Source organism: Paraburkholderia sp. BCC1884, from assembly GCF_900996225.1.
Classification (GTDB): domain Bacteria; phylum Pseudomonadota; class Gammaproteobacteria; order Burkholderiales; family Burkholderiaceae; genus Paraburkholderia.
Genome location: NZ_CAAJGL010000079.1, coordinates 292156 through 307739, shown reverse-complemented (window position 1 = coordinate 307739; position 15584 = coordinate 292156). Strand labels below are relative to the sequence as shown.

The 15584-nt window shown below is 63.5% G+C and carries 10 protein-coding genes and 1 riboswitch; of the genes, 7 read left to right on the top strand and 3 right to left on the bottom strand.

All coding sequences use genetic code 11. The features are described 5' to 3' along the window. Window positions 1-134: 134 nt before the first annotated feature. On the top strand, window positions 135-461 hold the full coding sequence (locus FQ705_RS16780; RefSeq protein WP_144143006.1) for a hypothetical protein: 327 nt from the start codon (window positions 135-137) through the stop codon (window positions 459-461). Here FQ705_RS16780 and FQ705_RS16775 read toward each other — a convergent pair. Further along, complete coding sequence (locus tag FQ705_RS16775; RefSeq protein ID WP_144143004.1) at window positions 458-2146, bottom strand: sensor histidine kinase; 1689 nt, start codon at window positions 2144-2146, stop codon at window positions 458-460. The two genes, FQ705_RS16780 and FQ705_RS16775, sit on opposite strands and share 4 nt — an antisense overlap. Window positions 2147-2577: 431 nt before the next feature. On the opposite strand from FQ705_RS16775, the gene FQ705_RS16770 reads away from it, so the two are divergent. From FQ705_RS16770 to FQ705_RS16745, 6 genes are all read left to right on the top strand, one after another. After that, window positions 2578-3780 carry an ammonium transporter gene (locus FQ705_RS16770; RefSeq protein WP_144143002.1) on the top strand — a complete coding sequence of 401 codons (1203 nt, stop codon included), beginning with the start codon at window positions 2578-2580 and terminating at the stop codon, window positions 3778-3780. Between the two features lie 61 nt (window positions 3781-3841). Next, window positions 3842-3903: riboswitch (Fluoride riboswitch) on the top strand. A gap of 75 nt (window positions 3904-3978) precedes the next feature. After that, entirely contained in the window at window positions 3979-4359 is a 381-nt protein-coding gene (gene crcB / locus FQ705_RS16765; protein WP_144143000.1) for a fluoride efflux transporter CrcB, read from the top strand. 725 nt (window positions 4360-5084) lie between these two features. After that, window positions 5085-5921 (top strand): IclR family transcriptional regulator, encoded by an 837-nt coding sequence (locus FQ705_RS16760; RefSeq protein ID WP_144142998.1) that lies wholly within the window; start codon window positions 5085-5087, stop codon window positions 5919-5921. Between the two features lie 390 nt (window positions 5922-6311). Next, entirely contained in the window at window positions 6312-7727 is a 1416-nt protein-coding gene (locus FQ705_RS16755) for an MdtA/MuxA family multidrug efflux RND transporter periplasmic adaptor subunit (RefSeq protein WP_144142996.1), read from the top strand. 18 nt (window positions 7728-7745) lie between these two features. Continuing rightward, complete coding sequence (locus FQ705_RS16750) at window positions 7746-10880, top strand: MdtB/MuxB family multidrug efflux RND transporter permease subunit (RefSeq protein ID WP_144142994.1); 3135 nt, start codon at window positions 7746-7748, stop codon at window positions 10878-10880. A gap of 3 nt (window positions 10881-10883) precedes the next feature. Continuing rightward, a complete protein-coding gene (locus FQ705_RS16745) occupies window positions 10884-14201 on the top strand; it encodes an efflux RND transporter permease subunit (protein WP_144142992.1) in 3318 nt (1105 codons plus the stop codon). A 56-nt stretch (window positions 14202-14257) separates the two neighbouring features. Here the strand turns inward: FQ705_RS16745 and FQ705_RS16740 are convergent, their stop codons facing one another. Then, window positions 14258-14722, bottom strand: a complete 465-nt coding sequence (locus FQ705_RS16740; RefSeq protein WP_144142990.1) for a hypothetical protein — start codon at window positions 14720-14722, stop codon at window positions 14258-14260. 104 nt (window positions 14723-14826) lie between these two features. Continuing rightward, window positions 14827-15390, bottom strand: a complete 564-nt coding sequence (locus FQ705_RS16735) for a peroxiredoxin (protein ID WP_144142988.1) — start codon at window positions 15388-15390, stop codon at window positions 14827-14829. Window positions 15391-15584: the final 194 nt, after the last annotated feature.

Here is a 15584-nt window from a genome sequence, read left to right as displayed (position 1 = left end):
CTCACGGCGCAGCGCGGCGAGCGCCAGGCAATGAGTCTTCTCGCGCTCGCCAACACATCCCATATTTGAGACTAGTCCGATAGTTCGTAGCGAAAGGCTTTCCTATAGTCGCCCGTTGACTTGGGAGCGTTTTCATGGAACTGACCGACTGGATCGTCATTCTCGCCGTGACTTTGATGGCGATTGCTTTTTTCTGCGCACGGACCTCGGCCAGCTGGTCGCGGGAAAACCGTGCGCGGCGGCTCACGGGCACGCGCATGCTGGCGCAGGCTGCGTGCTCGCTGTGGGGCGCGTTGCTGATCGGCGCGCGCGGTCTCTTCACGATCGACGGATTAATGGGCTTGCGTGCCGCGCCGCTCGAAGCGCTCGCGGGCGTCGCCGTCCTGATCGCCTGCGCCTGTTACTGGTCGATTCGCGGTAGCAAGCTGCTCAAACCGCGCAGACTCTTCACCGCCTGCTAATCCAGCGCGCGCAGATAGTGCGCCTCACGATGCCCGCGAGACTGCGCCACTTGCGGCGCTTGCGACACGACGACCGCGTCCGCACTCTGCGCAACGCTGTGCTTCTCCGCTTCAGGTAGTGACAGATAAAACGTCGTTCCCACCCCCTCTTTCGATTCCGCCCACACGCGTCCGCCGTGCCGCTCCACCACGCGCCGTACGAGTGCGAGGCCGATGCCCTCGCCCGCCGCGACATTGCCGTGCAGTCGTTGAAACGCATTGAACAGACGCGGCAACGCGACCGCGGGAATGCCCAAGCCGTTGTCGCGCACGTAAAAGATCCGCAGCGAATGAACGCCCGGCGGCGCCGGCGTCGTGCCGATCTCGATGCGCCCTTCACGCGACGGGTCCAGATAATTCACCGCGTTACCAATCAGGTTGGCGAACACCTGCTCCAGCGCAGTGGGGTCGCCCCATACTGCCGGCAATTCGTCGACGCTCACGTGCGCGCTGCGCGCCCGGATCGAACCCTGCATGGCGTCGATCACGCGCGGCACGATATCGCGCACCTCGACTTTCTGCTGGCGATACTCGACACGCCCCACCCGCGACAGGCGCAACAACGCGTCGATGATATGCGACGCGCGCAAGACGGCCGTCTGCAGATAGTGCAGCGCCTCGCCGATGTCCTCGTCGACCACCCGCTCGATGCGCTGTCGCGTCTCGGCGGCGAGCGACGACTCGCGTACCGCCGCGCGCAGTTCGTCGCAGGCGCGAATCAGTTCTTTCGAGAAGCCCTGCAGATTCACCAGCGGCGCGCGCAGATCGTGCGACACGCTGTAGATGAACATTTCGTTTTCCTGAGTCTGCTGCCGCAGCGTCTCGTTGATCCGCGCCAGTTCGCCGGTGCGGCGCGCCAGATCGGCCTGAAAGCGCGCCTGGATGCGCTCGGCCTCGAGCAGACGCCGGCTCGTGTCGTGCAAGGTGAGGTCGAGTCGGGCAATTTCGTCGCGGCCCGGCGCGATCGGCGCGAGTGGTTCATTGCTCGCGAGACGCCCGGCGTTGTCGGTCAGCAGGACCAGCCGGCCGCGCACGCCACGGGTGAAGAGCCCCACGGACAACGCGACGAACAGTAACGAGCCGAGCACCGCCGCGACCACCAGCCATTGTTGACGCTCGCGCGCGGCCTCGGCGGCGCTGGAGCGCACGGTGTCGAGGCGCCGCTCTTCGGACTGGAACGCCACCACCTGGGCCCGGAACCGATCGAGCACGTCGGACTGCGCCAGATCGCGGAAGCGCTCGAGCACGTCGCGCCGCCGCCCGGAATGCAGCATGTCCTGCACCCGGTCCGACCACTGGCGATAGGCCTGCACCTCCTGGCGCACCGCCACCACGCGCTCGACCTGCGCCGGATTGTCGGCGACCAGTTCGGCCAGTTGATCGATACGCCGGTCGACATCCATCCACACGGCGACCGGCGTGACGAAGTGCGCATCGTTGACGAGCACCGCGCCGCGCAACGCGACGGATTCGCCCAGCACCGGATCGAGGATCGCGGTGGTCTGGCGCAGCACGTCTTCGCTATGGATTGCCCAGCGCTCTGCCTGCGCCGCATCGGACTGCGCCTTCACCAATCCAGACAGCAACGCCAGCTCGAAGATGGCTGGAATCGCAATCAGCAGCAGGCCTTTAGTGGTCAGTCTCATGCATGCGCATTGGAGGTCGATGGCCGGCAGATCATGCACGGGGTCGGCACATTATGTCGGCGTTTGAAAAGAAAACATAGCTGCACGCCAAGGACCAGGCATTGAGCGCCAAACGTCCCGTGTCGACGCCTACGGCAACGCGAAAGCGCAAACCGCGGAAACTGCGAAAGCCGTCAGCACTTTGAATTAAACGTAAATCAAATCGAATATTTAGCCCGAATTTGGATCTCAACTTCCAAGTTAGAGCCTTAACGCACTTATATGGTGCATCGAGCCACAATAGCCGTGCAGCGGAAAATTCGACGAGGGTCGACCGACCGACTCAACAGGTCCATCCCGGTGCCGGATTGCACCGTCGAGGCGCTTTCCGGCACAACTTTGGCCCACTTCTTGCATTCAATGCCCGCTTTTTTGGCAATGCGGACATCTCGATGGACAGCTTGAAAACCGGCACCGACACCCTGTTCCTCTTACTCGGCGCCGCCATGGTGCTAGCCATGCACGCAGGTTTCGCGTTTCTCGAACTTGGCACGGTGCGCAAGAAGAATCAGGTCAATGCACTGGTCAAAATCCTGGTCGACTTTGCCGTGTCGACGATCGCCTACTTCTTTATCGGCTACACGATTGCCTACGGGGTGCAATTCTTCGGCAACGCCGAATCGCTGGCCGCGCACAACGGCTACGCGCTGGTGCGCTTCTTCTTTCTGCTGACCTTCGCCGCCGCGATTCCCGCGATCGTCTCGGGTGGCATCGCCGAGCGCTCGAAATTCAATCCGCAACTGTTCGCCACGTTCGTGCTGGTCGGCTTCGTCTATCCGTTTTTCGAAGGCATCGCGTGGAATAACCGCTTCGGCGTTCAAGGCTGGCTGACCCAGCTGTTCGGGGTGCCGTTTCACGATTTCGCCGGCTCCGTGGTGGTCCACGCGTTCGGCGGCTGGGTCGCCTTGCCGGCTATCCTGCTGCTGGGCGCGCGTCATGGCCGCTATCATCGCGACGGCGGGATTGCCGCGCATCCGCCGTCGAACATTCCGTTTCTCGCCCTGGGTGCATGGGTGCTGGCGGTCGGCTGGTTCGGCTTCAACGTGATGAGCGCGCAAACCATCGACAAGATCAGCGGTCTGGTCGCCGTCAACTCGCTGATGGCAATGGTCGGCGGCACGCTGAGCGCGTGGCTTGCCGGCCGCAACGATCCCGGCTTCACCTACAACGGCCCGCTCGCGGGCCTGGTTGCGGTATGCGCCGGCTCCGACGTGATGCACCCGCTCGGCGCGCTGGTGACGGGCGCAGTCGCGGGCGTGCTGTTCGTGCAGATGTTCACCTGCGTACAGAACCGCTGGCGGGTCGACGACGTGCTCGGCGTGTGGCCGCTGCACGGTCTGTGCGGCGCGTGGGGCGGCATCGCCGCGGGCATCTTCGGCCTGCGGGCGCTCGGCGGGATGGGCGGCGTGTCGTTCGGTGCGCAGCTGGTCGGCACGCTGGGCGGCATCGTGATCGCGACGCTCGGCGGCACGCTCGTCTACGGCGCGATCCGCCTGACCGTGGGACTGCGGCTCGACCAGGAAGACGAATACAACGGTGCGGATCTGTCGATTCACCGCATCTCGGCGACGCCCGAGCGCGAAAGCGTCGGCTAGGCAACCTGGCTTGCTGCATGCCGCGGCACGCTGTCCCCCGTGCGTGGAGCCGATGTTAGACTGCGGCGCTGGAGATGGCATCCTCCCTCAACCGCCCGCGTGGCTGATGATGCCTGCCTCGCCCGGGTGAACGGCTAGCGCAGCGTCGCGCTTTCCGCTCAGCCCGGATCGTCGACCTTCCAGATTTACCAGGTTCCCATGTATTGGTCCTTTCTCGCTGTCGCCATCGGCGGCGCACTCGGCTCGCTGTTCCGCTGGTTTCTCGGCATCCGTCTGAACGGCGTGTTCAGCAGCTTGCCGCTTGGGACGTTCGCGGCCAATGTCATCGCCGGCTATGTGATCGGCGTGGCGGTCGCCGGCTTCGCGCGCGCGCCGCAAATTGCGCCCGAATGGCGGCTTTTCGTCATCACCGGCATGATGGGCGGACTGTCGACCTTCTCCACGTTTTCCGCCGAAGTCGTGCAGCGCCTGCAGGACGGCCGACTCGGCTGGGCGGCGGGCGAGATCGTGCTGCACGTCGGCGCGTCGATTGCGATGACCGTGCTCGGTATCGCGACGGTCTCGCTGCTGTCGCGCTAAGCGGCTTCGCGCCCGTCAGGCATGCCCCGGCCGGCGCGACACCGCTTTCGCTGAAGCGCAGACACTCGACTGCGGCCGTTGAAAAGCGCCGCGCCTTGGCGACTCGATACGGCGGCCATGAGCCTGATCGTATGAATAACCGCCCGGTTTCGTGCGGTAGATCACGGAACATGCGGGCAAGCCGGGCCAAACTGTCGCGACGCTTATTCAGCAGATGAATAGCGGACAAAAGGACAAAATAACCTGCGGCATGCCGAAAGCAGGTTAAAGCCGGGACGAAAAAAAAGGCGTCACGTTGCCGTGACGCCTTAAAAAGTTCTAGCCATTCCGAGGGCCGTGCTAGAACCTGAGAGACGATATTCGAAAGCGCCGGGTTGCCGATGCGGCGCACTGCAAGGCATGCTGGGCACGGGCCCGCCAGATTGTTGGGAGGACTATGGAAGACACTCGACCAGACACTGCGCGGACCGCGACAAATTCCGCGTTTGAAACTGCAGAACCTGAAACCGTCTTTCGAAATGAGATTCCATTTTTTATGCTTATGCTGACTAAGTCAAGCAAAATCTAAAATGGTCTCAAGTGCCTCGGCAAAATATTCCGATACAATGAATCTTCCGATGAAAAACAGGTTGACGCCCCAAAATGGGGCTGCGTGAGGCCACGGATGTAAGCGCGTCGCGCACAGGAAGATCAAGAAAATTGAAATAAAGTTCCAAAAAACGCACATGAACCGACCCACGTCTTCCAGAATTGCCGCGGACGCCGCCAAAGACAAAGATGGCTCGGGCGATGAAGTCACCGCTCTTGCGCGTGGCCTGACAGTGCTGCGTTCGGTCGCCGCCGCCGACGCCCCACTTTCCAATCGCGAATTGACGGAACTGACCGGCATTCCCAAACCGACGGTCTCGCGTATCACCGCCACGCTGGTCAGCGCGGGCTTTCTGTTCCGCCTGCCCGACAGCGAACGGTTCGTGCTGACCTCGTCGGTACTGGAACTGAGCAATGGTTTTCTACGCAATTTCGATATTCGGGCACGCGCGCGGCCTTTTCTGATCGATCTGGCCGAGCGCACCGCGCTCTCCGTGCATCTGGCCGTGCGCGACCGACTCGACATGGTGGTAATCGATGCGATCCGGCCTCGCTCGGCCGTGCTGGTATCGCGCCTCGAAATCGGCTCACGCATGAATCTGAGCCGGACCGCGATCGGGCGCGCCTATCTGGCGGCGTTGTCGGTGCCGGATCGGGAGAAACTCATGATCGGCCTGCAGGCCGCCGAAGGCGACGACTGGGGTCACGTCGGCAATCGGCTCGACAGCGCGGTGCAGGACACCCTCGAACGCGGTTACGCGATTGCCACCGGCGAGTGGCACGACGGGCTGAACGCGATCGCACTCGGCTTCACCGGCCCCTCCGGCGAGCGCTATGCCGTCAACTGCGGCGGCTCGGCGGACCAGTGTCCGCGCGACTGGCTGATCGCGCGCGCCGCGCCGGCCCTGCTCGAGTGCGTGGCGAGGATCGTGCTGGAGATCGGCGGCACGCCGGGACGCCGGCTCGACACCTGAGCCGCCCGTGCAGCACCACACGCAACTTGCTTGGCCAGTCGGGGCTCAGCGGGTAGAGCAACTTCAATACATCCTGTAACCTTCGTAATCAAAAGAAAAATACGCAGGTGGACTGTTACAGAGCCGACAACGTAGGATCACGCATTCCCGTCGCGGGACGCACGGCCGGACAGCCGTTTTTCGCCCTCGATAACGGCTCGGCCGAGCTGATTTGATACCGCGTTGCGTTAACATCTCTGTCCCGCGCCTCGGGTAGCATCGCGCTGAATCTGCGCAATGCGCCCGCTGTCGAAACCGCCTGTCGTGCCACCCGCGTGCCGGTCCGCCGAATGTCGAAGCGGCACGGTCGCGCGAGCGGCTCACATCCAAGCCAGTCACCAGACCGAACCGATGGACGAACAACAAAAGCATTCGGAAAATTCTCGCCCCGCCGCTCCGGCCTCCAGAACGTCCAATAGCTCGTCCGGCGGCGCCACGCCTGGACCCGCGGCGGGCGCGGTGAAGCGGCATCGCGGACGCAACATCGCACTGATCGTTGCAGCACTGGTCATTCTCGGCGTGGTGCTGTGGCGCTGGCACCCGTGGGGCGGCCCCGGCGGCGGCGCCAGCGGCGCTTCGGCGGCAGGCGGCGCGAGCGGCAGCCACACCGGTCGCCGTGGCAACGCGAACCTCGCCAACATGGCACAACCCGTTCACGTGGCCACCGCGACCCAAGGCGAAATGCCTGTCGTGCTGACCGCACTCGGCACGGTCACGCCGCTCGCCAACGTCACCGTGCAGCCGCAGTTGAGCGGCATCCTCCAGGAGGTGTATTTCCAGGAAGGCCAGATGGTCAAGAAAGGCGACGTGCTCGCCCAGATCGACCCGCGTCCCTACCAGATCTCGCTTGAAAACGCGCAAGGCACGCTCGCGCGCGACCAGGCGCTGCTGCAAACTGCCCGCCTCGATCTGAAGCGCTATCAGACGCTGCTCGCGCAAGACTCGATCGCGAGCCAGCAGGTCGATACGCAGGCCTCGCTGGTGCGCCAGTACGAAGGCACGGTGAAGTCCGACCAGGCCAATATCGATACCTACAAGCTCGACCTCGTGTACGCGCGCATCACCGCGCCGACGTCGGGCCGCGTGGGTCTGCGCCAGGTCGATCCGGGCAACTACGTCACGCCGAGCCTGACCAACGGCATCGTCGTGATTACGCAGTTGCAGCCAATCAGCGTGATCTTCACCACCTCCGAAGACAACCTGCAGCAGATCATCCAGCAGACCCAGGGCGGCGGGAAGCTGTCGGTCACGGCGTACGACCGCAGCAACACGACCTCGCTCGAAGGCGGCATGCTCGAGACGCTGGATAACCAGATCGACACCACCACCGGCACGGTCAAGCTGCGCGGCATTTTCCAGAACCCGAAGAACCTGCTGTTCCCGAATCAGTTCGTGAATACGCGTTTGCTGGTCAATACGATCAAGGACGCCGTGATCGTGCCGACGCCGTCCGTGCTGAACGGCTCGATGGGTCAGTTCGTGTACGTCGTGAAGGCGGATAACACCGTCACCGTGCGCCCGGTCAAGATCGGTCCCGTGGATGGCGAGCGCACCAGCATCAAGTCGGGTCTCGCGGTCGGCGAGCGCGTGGTGATCGACGGTTCGGACCGCCTCAAGGAAGGCGCCAAAATCACGGTTCCGGCCGACCGTCCGCGCGGCGCTTCGGGTGCACACGGCGCGAGCAGTGCCGGCGGCGCGGCAGCGGCTTCCGGCGCGTCCGGCGCACGTGGACATCGTCGCAAACACGCGTCGCAAGACTCGCAATAAAGGCACGGCACTTACTGCATGAATCCTTCTCGCGCCTTTATTCTGCGTCCCGTCGGCACCGCGCTGCTGATGGCGGCGATCATGCTGGTCGGTCTCGTCGCGCTGCGCTTCCTGCCGCTCTCGGCGTTGCCTGAAGTCGACTATCCGACCATCCAGGTGCAGACCTTCTATCCGGGCGCGAGTCCGGACGTGATGACGTCGTCTGTCACCGCGCCGCTCGAAAGACAGTTCGGGCAGATGCCGTCGCTGAACCAGATGTCGTCGCAGAGTTCGGCCGGTTCCTCGATCATCACGCTGCAATTCAGTCTCGACCTGCCGCTCGATATCGCCGAACAGGAAGTCCAGGCCGCGATCAACGCAGCGGGCAACCTGTTGCCCTCCGACCTGCCCGCGCCGCCGATCTACGCAAAGGTCAATCCGGCCGACGCGCCGATCATCACGCTCGCCATCACCTCGAAGACGATGCCGCTCACGCAGGTGCAGGATCTGGCCGACACGCGTCTCGCGCAGAAGATCTCGCAGGTGGCGGGCGTGGGTCTGGTGAGCCTGTCGGGCGGCCAGCGCCCGGCCGTGCGGATTCAGGCGAACCCGCGCGCGCTCGCCGCGTACGGCCTGAATCTCGACGATTTGCGCACCACCATCTCGAACCTGAACGTCAACACGCCGAAGGGCAACTTCGACGGCCCGACGCGCAACTACACGATCAACGCCAACGACCAGCTGACCGACGCCGACGCGTACAAGAGCGCCGTGGTCGCCTACAAGAACGGCCGCGCGGTAATGCTGACCGACGTCGCGACTATCGTGCAGGGCGCGGAAAACACCAAGCTCGGCGCGTGGGTCGACGGCACGCCCGCCATCATCCTGAACGTGCAGCGCCAGCCGGGCGCCAACGTGATCCAGGTGGTGGACAGCATCAAGGCGCTGTTGCCGCAGTTGCAGCAGTCCTTGCCCGCCGCGCTCGACGTGCGCATCGTCACCGACCGCACCACCACGATCCGGGCGTCCGTGCGCGACGTGCAGTTCGAACTGGCGATGTCGGTCGTGCTGGTGGTGCTGGTGATGTACCTGTTCCTCGCCAACGTCTACGCGACCATCATTCCGAGTCTGTCGGTGCCGCTCTCGCTGATCGGCACGCTCGCCGTGATGTACCTGTGCGGCTTCTCGCTGGACAATCTGTCGCTGATGGCGCTGACCATCGCGACCGGTTTCGTGGTCGACGACGCGATCGTGATGATCGAGAACATCGCGCGCTACGTGGAAGAAGGCGAAGACCCACTCGAAGCCGCGCTGAAGGGTTCGAAGCAGATCGGCTTCACGATCATTTCGTTGACGGTCTCGCTGATCGCCGTGCTGATCCCGCTGCTATTCATGGGCGACGTGGTCGGCCGCCTGTTCCACGAATTCGCGATCACGCTGGCCGTGACCATCGTGATCTCGGCGGTGGTCTCGCTCACGCTCGTGCCGATGATGTGCGCGAAGCTGCTGCGCCACACGCCGCCGCATGAAAGCCACCGCTTCGAGGCCAAAGCGCACCGTTCGATCGACTGGGTGATCGCACGCTACGCCGTAGCGTTGACCTGGGTGCTCGACCGGCAACGCTCCACCCTGTTCGTCGCGCTGCTCACGCTGGTGCTGACCGGCGTGCTGTACGTATTTATCCCGAAGGGCTTCTTCCCGGTGCAGGACACCGGTGTGATCCAGGCGATCACGCAGGCGCCGCAGTCGGTCTCCTATGCCTCGATGGCCGAGCGTCAGCAGGAACTCGCCGCGCAGATCCTGAAGAATCCCGACGTGGAAAGCCTGACCTCGTTCATCGGCGTGGACGGCAGCAATATCACGTTGAACAGCGGCCGCATGCTGATCAACCTGAAGCCGCGCGACGACCGCAGCAACACCGCGAGCGACGTGATCCGCCAGTTGCAGCGGGATGTCGCGCATATTCCGGGCGCCTCGCTCTACATGCAGCCGGTGCAGGATCTGACGATCGATTCCACCGTGAGCCCGACGCAGTATCAATTCATGCTGACCGATCCGAACATCGGCGAATTCACGACGTGGGTGCCCAAGCTGATCGACCGGCTCAAGCAGTCGCCTGAACTCGCCGACGTCGCGACCGATCTGCAGGACAACGGCCAATCGGTCTACATCGAAATCGACCGCGCCACCGCGTCGCGTTACGGCATCACGCCGGCTACCGTGGATAGCGCGCTCTACGACGCGTTCGGCCAGCGCATCATCTCGACCATCTTCACGCAGTCGAACCAGTATCGCGTGATCCTCGAAGCCCAGCCGTCGATGCAGCACTACACCGACTCGCTGAATTCGATCTACCTGCCCTCGTCCACCTCGACGGGCGGCCAGGTGCCGCTGTCGTCGATCGCGCGCTTCATCGAGAAACCCGCGCCGCTGCTGGTCACGCACCTGAGCCAGTTCCCGGCCACCACGGTGTCGTTCAACCTCGCACCCGGCTCGTCGCTCGGCGCGGCGGTCAAGGCGATCAATCAGGCCGAGAAGGACATCGCCCTGCCGGCGTCGTTCCAGACGCGGTATCAGGGCGCGGCGCTGGCGTTCCAGGCGTCGCTGTCGAACGAACTGTTCCTGATTCTGGCGGCGATCGTCACGATGTATATCGTGCTCGGCGTGCTGTACGAGAGCTTCATCCACCCGATCACGATTCTCTCGACGCTGCCCTCGGCGGGCGTCGGCGCGTTGCTGGCGCTGCTGATCACCGGACACGATCTGGACATCATCGGCATCATCGGCATCGTGCTGCTGATCGGTATCGTGAAGAAGAACGCCATCATGATGATCGACTTCGCGCTCTATGCCGAGCGCGAGGAAGGCAAGGCGCCGCGTGAAGCCATCTACCAGGCGTGTCTGTTGCGCTTCCGGCCGATTTTGATGACCACCCTCGCCGCCCTGCTCGGCGCACTGCCGCTGATGCTCGGCACCGGCGCGGGTTCCGAACTGCGCCGGCCGCTCGGTATCGCCATTGCGGGCGGCTTGATCGTGAGCCAGTTGCTCACGCTCTTCACCACGCCGGTGATTTACCTCGCGTTCGATTCGCTGGGCCGCCGCGCGCGCGAGCGCTTCAATCGAGGCGGATCGTCCAACGATGCTACGCCGCCCGCCACCGACGCAGGGAACTGAGCGATGAACCTGTCGCGTCCGTTTATCTCCCGCCCGGTCGCCACCACGTTGCTGGCGGTCGGCATTGCGCTGGCCGGCGTGTTCGCGTTTACCAAACTGCCGGTCGCGCCGTTGCCACAGGTCGATTTCCCGACCATCTCGGTGCAGGCCTCGCTGCCGGGCGCGAGCCCGGACACGGTGGCGACCAGCGTGGCCAGTCCGCTCGAACGGCATCTCGGCTCGATTGCCGACGTCACCGAAATGACCTCGCAGAGCTCGGTCGGCTCGACGCGCATCACCATGCAGTTCGGCCTGAACCGCGACATCGACGGTGCCGCGCGCGATGTGCAGGCGGCCATCAACGCCGCCCGCGCCGACCTGCCGGCGAGCTTGCGCAGCAACCCGACCTATCACAAGGTCAATCCGGCCGACGCGCCGATCCTGATTCTGGCGCTCACGTCGAAGACGCTGACCGCCGGCCAGTTGTACGACTCGGCGGCCACCGTGCTGCAGCAGTCGCTCTCGCAGGTAGACGGCGTCGGCGAAGTGGACGTGAGCGGCTCGGCCAATCCGGCGGTGCGCGTCGAACTGGAACCGAACGCCCTTTCGCACTACGGCATCGGTCTCGAAGACGTGCGCGCCGCGCTCGCCGCCGCCAACGCGAACAGTCCGAAAGGCTCGATCGAGTTCGGTGCGAACCGCGTACAGATCTACACCAACGACCAGGCGAGCAAGGCGTCGCAATACAAGGATCTCGTGATCGCCTATCGCAACGGTTCGGCAGTGAAACTGTCGGACGTGGGCGAAGTAGTCGATTCGGTCGAAGACCTGCGCAACCTCGGCCTCTTCAACGGCAAGCGCTCGGTGCTGGTGATTCTGTATCGTCAGCCGGGCGCGAACATCATCGACACCATCGATCGCGTAATGGAGATGTTGCCGCAGTTGCACGCATCGCTGCCGGCCGACGTCGACATCTCGCCGGCCGCGGATCGCTCCACGACGATCCGCGCGTCGCTCAAGGACACCGAGCGCACGCTGCTGATCGCCGTCGTGCTGGTCACGATGGTGGTGTTCCTGTTCCTGCGCAACTGGCGCGCCACGCTGATTCCGAGTATCGCCGTGCCGATTTCGATCATCGGCACCTTCGGCGCCATGTACATGCTGGGCTTTTCGATCGACAACCTGTCGCTGATGGCCTTGACCATCGCGACCGGTTTCGTGGTCGACGACGCGATCGTGGTGCTGGAAAACATCTCGCGGCATATCGAAAACGGTGTGCCGCGCATGGAAGCCGCCTTCCTCGGCGCGCGCGAGGTCGGCTTCACGGTGATGTCGATCAGCATTTCGCTGGTCGCCGTGTTCCTGCCGATTCTGCTGATGGGCGGCATCGTCGGGCGCCTGTTCCGCGAGTTCGCGCTGACGCTGTCGCTCGCGATCGCCGTGTCGCTGATCGTCTCCCTCACGCTCACGCCGATGATGTGTTCGCGCCTCTTGCGCGAACGGCATGAGCAAAAGGAAGAAGGCCGCTTCGGCCGCTGGCTGGAGCGCGGCTTTGCGTCGATGCAGCGCGGCTACGAGCGCACGCTCGGCTGGGCATTGCTGCATCCGCGTCTGATCGTGACGATTCTTCTGCTGACGATCGGCCTGAACGTCTGGCTCTACATCATCGTGCCGAAGGGCTTCTTTCCGCAGCAGGACACCGGGCGGCTGATCGGCGGGATTCAGGCCGACCAGAGCACCTCGTTCCAGGCGATGAAGGGCAAGTTCGCGCAGATGATGGACATCGTCGGCAAGAATCCTTCCGTGAGCAGTGTGGCCGGTTTCACGGGCGGCCGGCAGACCAACTCCGGCTTCATGTTCGTGACGCTCAAGCCAAAGAGCGAGCGCAAGCTCTCCGCCGATGAAGTGATCCAGCAACTGCGCGCCCCGCTCGGCGACGTAGCAGGCGCCCGGACCTTCCTGCAGGCGGTGCAGGACATCCGCGTCGGCGGACGGCAATCGAACGCGCAGTACCAGTTCACGCTGCTGGCCGACTCGACCCCCGATCTCTACAAGTGGGGGCCGAAACTCACCGACGCCTTGCAGGCACGACCCGAACTCGCCGACGTGAATTCGGACCAGCAGCAAGGCGGTCTCGAAGCGATGGTGACGATCGACCGCGCCACCGCCTCGCGTCTGGGCATTAAGCCGGCGCAGATCGACAACACCTTGTACGACGCGTTCGGCCAGCGTCAGGTGTCGACGATTTATAACCCGCTAAACCAGTATCACGTCGTGATGGAAGTCGCGCCGAAGTACTGGCAAAGCCCGGACATGCTGAACCAGATCTACGTCAGCACCTCGGGCGGCAGCGCGAGCGGCGCGCAGACGACGAATGCGCCGGCGGGCACGGTCACGACAAAGGCAGCGGCCGCTTCGCCCGCGACCAGCGCGATCACGGGCGGCACGGCGGGCACGACGGCTTCGAGCGCGGCAAGCATCGCCGCCGATTCCGCGCGCAATCAGGCGATCAATTCGATTGCGGCGAGCGGCAAGTCGAGCGCGTCGTCGGGCTCGGCGGTGTCGACGGCGAAGGAGACGATGGTGCCGTTGTCGGCGATCGCGAGCTTCGGGCCGGGGAATACGCCGTTGTCGGTGAGTCACCAGAGCCAGTTCGTGGCGTCGACGATTTCGTTCAATTTGCCGCCGGGGGTGTCGCTATCGACGGCGACTCAGGCGATCTACGACACGATGGCCGAAATCGGCATGCCGGGGACGATACACGGCAGTTTCCAGGGGACCGCGCAGGCGTTTCAACAGTCGATGTCCGATCAGCCGATTCTGATTCTGGCTGCGCTGGCGGCGGTGTATATCGTGCTGGGCATGTTGTACGAGAGCTATATCCATCCGTTGACGATTCTGTCGACCCTGCCGTCGGCGGGGGTGGGGGCGTTGCTGGCGCTGCTGCTGTTCAAGACGGAGTTCAGCATCATCGCGCTGATCGGGGTGATTCTGCTGATCGGGATCGTGAAGAAGAACGCGATCATGATGGTGGATTTTGCGATTGAAGCTTCGCGGCAGGGTTTGTCGTCGCGGGATGCGATTTATCAGGCTTGTTTGCTGCGCTTCCGGCCAATCATGATGACGACTTTTGCGGCCTTGCTCGGCGCTTTGCCGCTGGCGTTCGGGCGGGGTGAAGGCGCTGAACTGAGGGCGCCGCTCGGGATTGCCATCGTGGGCGGGTTGATTGTCAGTCAGATGCTCACGCTCTATACGACGCCGGTCGTTTATCTTTATATGGATCGGATTCGTGTGAGGTGGGAGCGAAGGAAGGCGCGGCGCGGGCGGGCGGCGGCGGTTTAAGGTGCGGTTTTTTGCTGGGGCGGCGCCTGGCTGAGGTCCTTCAGTATTGGCCTTTCCTACAACTTCTGCTCCGCAGCAAGCATAAAAATCCGCCTCCACTGCTTAGCCTGCCCTTCATTCCGCATCGGCAAATCCCACACTTGATGTCTGGGATCTTTGACCTTCAAAGCGACCCTCCACTGCCCGCCGTCACCTTGCACCTCAGCCCCCAGCAGATCGGCAAAAATATAAGCCCCCCGCTGTTCCCCGAGCCGAACCTCACAAAGCCGTTTACCGGCAGCAAGCCGAACCGCTCCCCAGCTTCCTTTGAGCTCATGCGTCCAATCGCCATCGCGGATATTCGATGCAACAGCCTGGCGCCGCCGCCACCACCAAACCGCAGCAGCAATCAAAGCCAGTCCGACAAGAACCGCCACACCAACCGCCACGCCCAGCCCGAAAGCCGCCTGCAAGGCATAAAACGCCCGCACCGCGCCATACACCAACGCGATCAGCGCAATCAACGCAACCAGAATCGGCATCGCAAAGCTCACAAGGCAAAAAAACTCAGCCTAGCACGCGCGATGCCCCTCCCTCACCGCAAAAAACCATTGCGGAAAATGCGCCGCCGCTCGCCAGGCAGCTCTTACTGTTGCGGATGCGCCGCCGCCCACTCCTTCACCGCCTTGAGCGTGTTCTCGACATGCTTCTCCGGCGACAGGCTCGTGTACTCATAGATGATCTTGCCGTCCGGCGCAATCACATACGACACGCGATTGGCCATCGGCGCATGCATCGGCAGCCCGGCGTCGTACGCGCCGATCACCTTCGAGTCGGCATCCGCCGCCACCGGGAATTTGCTGCGGCATTCGCTCACCGAGAACTTCGTCAAGGTGTCGATGTTGTCGTGCGATACGCCGATCACCGTCGCGCCATATTTCTTGTATTCGTCCACCGCATCGGCGAACTCGTGCGCTTCGATCGTGCAGCCCTTGGTGAAGGCGGCCGGATAGAAGTACAGCACGACCGGCCCCTTCTTCAATTGATCGGCGAGCGAATAGGTGTAGGTCTTGCCGCCCAGCGACGCCTGCGTGGTGAAGGTCGGCGCACTGTCGCCCGGTTTCAGGGTGGCCGAGGCCGTCAACGAATACAGGGCGAAGCCCAGCGACGCCACAGCAGCGAGCGCCACCGGCATAAATGTCTTTTTCATCTGATGTTCCTCCGAGCGTTGATGCACGCAGTTCGTCCCATGTGCCACGAACCGCGTCGCCCAACTGGACGCCCGGGTTCGCAACTTGCGCTATTGGACCACGTACTCATCAAGTACGTGTGAAACCGCTCGAAAGATGCAGGCGGAACAAAATGACCAACGCGACCACCGCGACCATCGCGACCCGCGCGCCG

What these genes read in the sequence shown, in the direction of transcription:
- FQ705_RS16780 (WP_144143006.1), top strand. Translation starts at nt 135, where the DNA reads ATGGAACTGACCGACTGGATCGTCATTCTCGCCGTGACTTTGATGGCG.
- FQ705_RS16775 (WP_144143004.1), bottom strand. Translation starts at nt 2,146, where the DNA reads ATGAGACTGACCACTAAAGGCCTGCTGCTGATTGCGATTCCAGCCATC.
- FQ705_RS16770 (WP_144143002.1), top strand. Translation starts at nt 2,578, where the DNA reads ATGGACAGCTTGAAAACCGGCACCGACACCCTGTTCCTCTTACTCGGC.
- crcB (WP_144143000.1), top strand. Translation starts at nt 3,979, where the DNA reads ATGTATTGGTCCTTTCTCGCTGTCGCCATCGGCGGCGCACTCGGCTCG.
- FQ705_RS16760 (WP_144142998.1), top strand. Translation starts at nt 5,085, where the DNA reads ATGAACCGACCCACGTCTTCCAGAATTGCCGCGGACGCCGCCAAAGAC.
- FQ705_RS16755 (WP_144142996.1), top strand. Translation starts at nt 6,312, where the DNA reads ATGGACGAACAACAAAAGCATTCGGAAAATTCTCGCCCCGCCGCTCCG.
- FQ705_RS16750 (WP_144142994.1), top strand. Translation starts at nt 7,746, where the DNA reads ATGAATCCTTCTCGCGCCTTTATTCTGCGTCCCGTCGGCACCGCGCTG.
- FQ705_RS16745 (WP_144142992.1), top strand. Translation starts at nt 10,884, where the DNA reads ATGAACCTGTCGCGTCCGTTTATCTCCCGCCCGGTCGCCACCACGTTG.
- FQ705_RS16740 (WP_144142990.1), bottom strand. Translation starts at nt 14,722, where the DNA reads ATGCCGATTCTGGTTGCGTTGATTGCGCTGATCGCGTTGGTGTATGGC.
- FQ705_RS16735 (WP_144142988.1), bottom strand. Translation starts at nt 15,390, where the DNA reads ATGAAAAAGACATTTATGCCGGTGGCGCTCGCTGCTGTGGCGTCGCTG.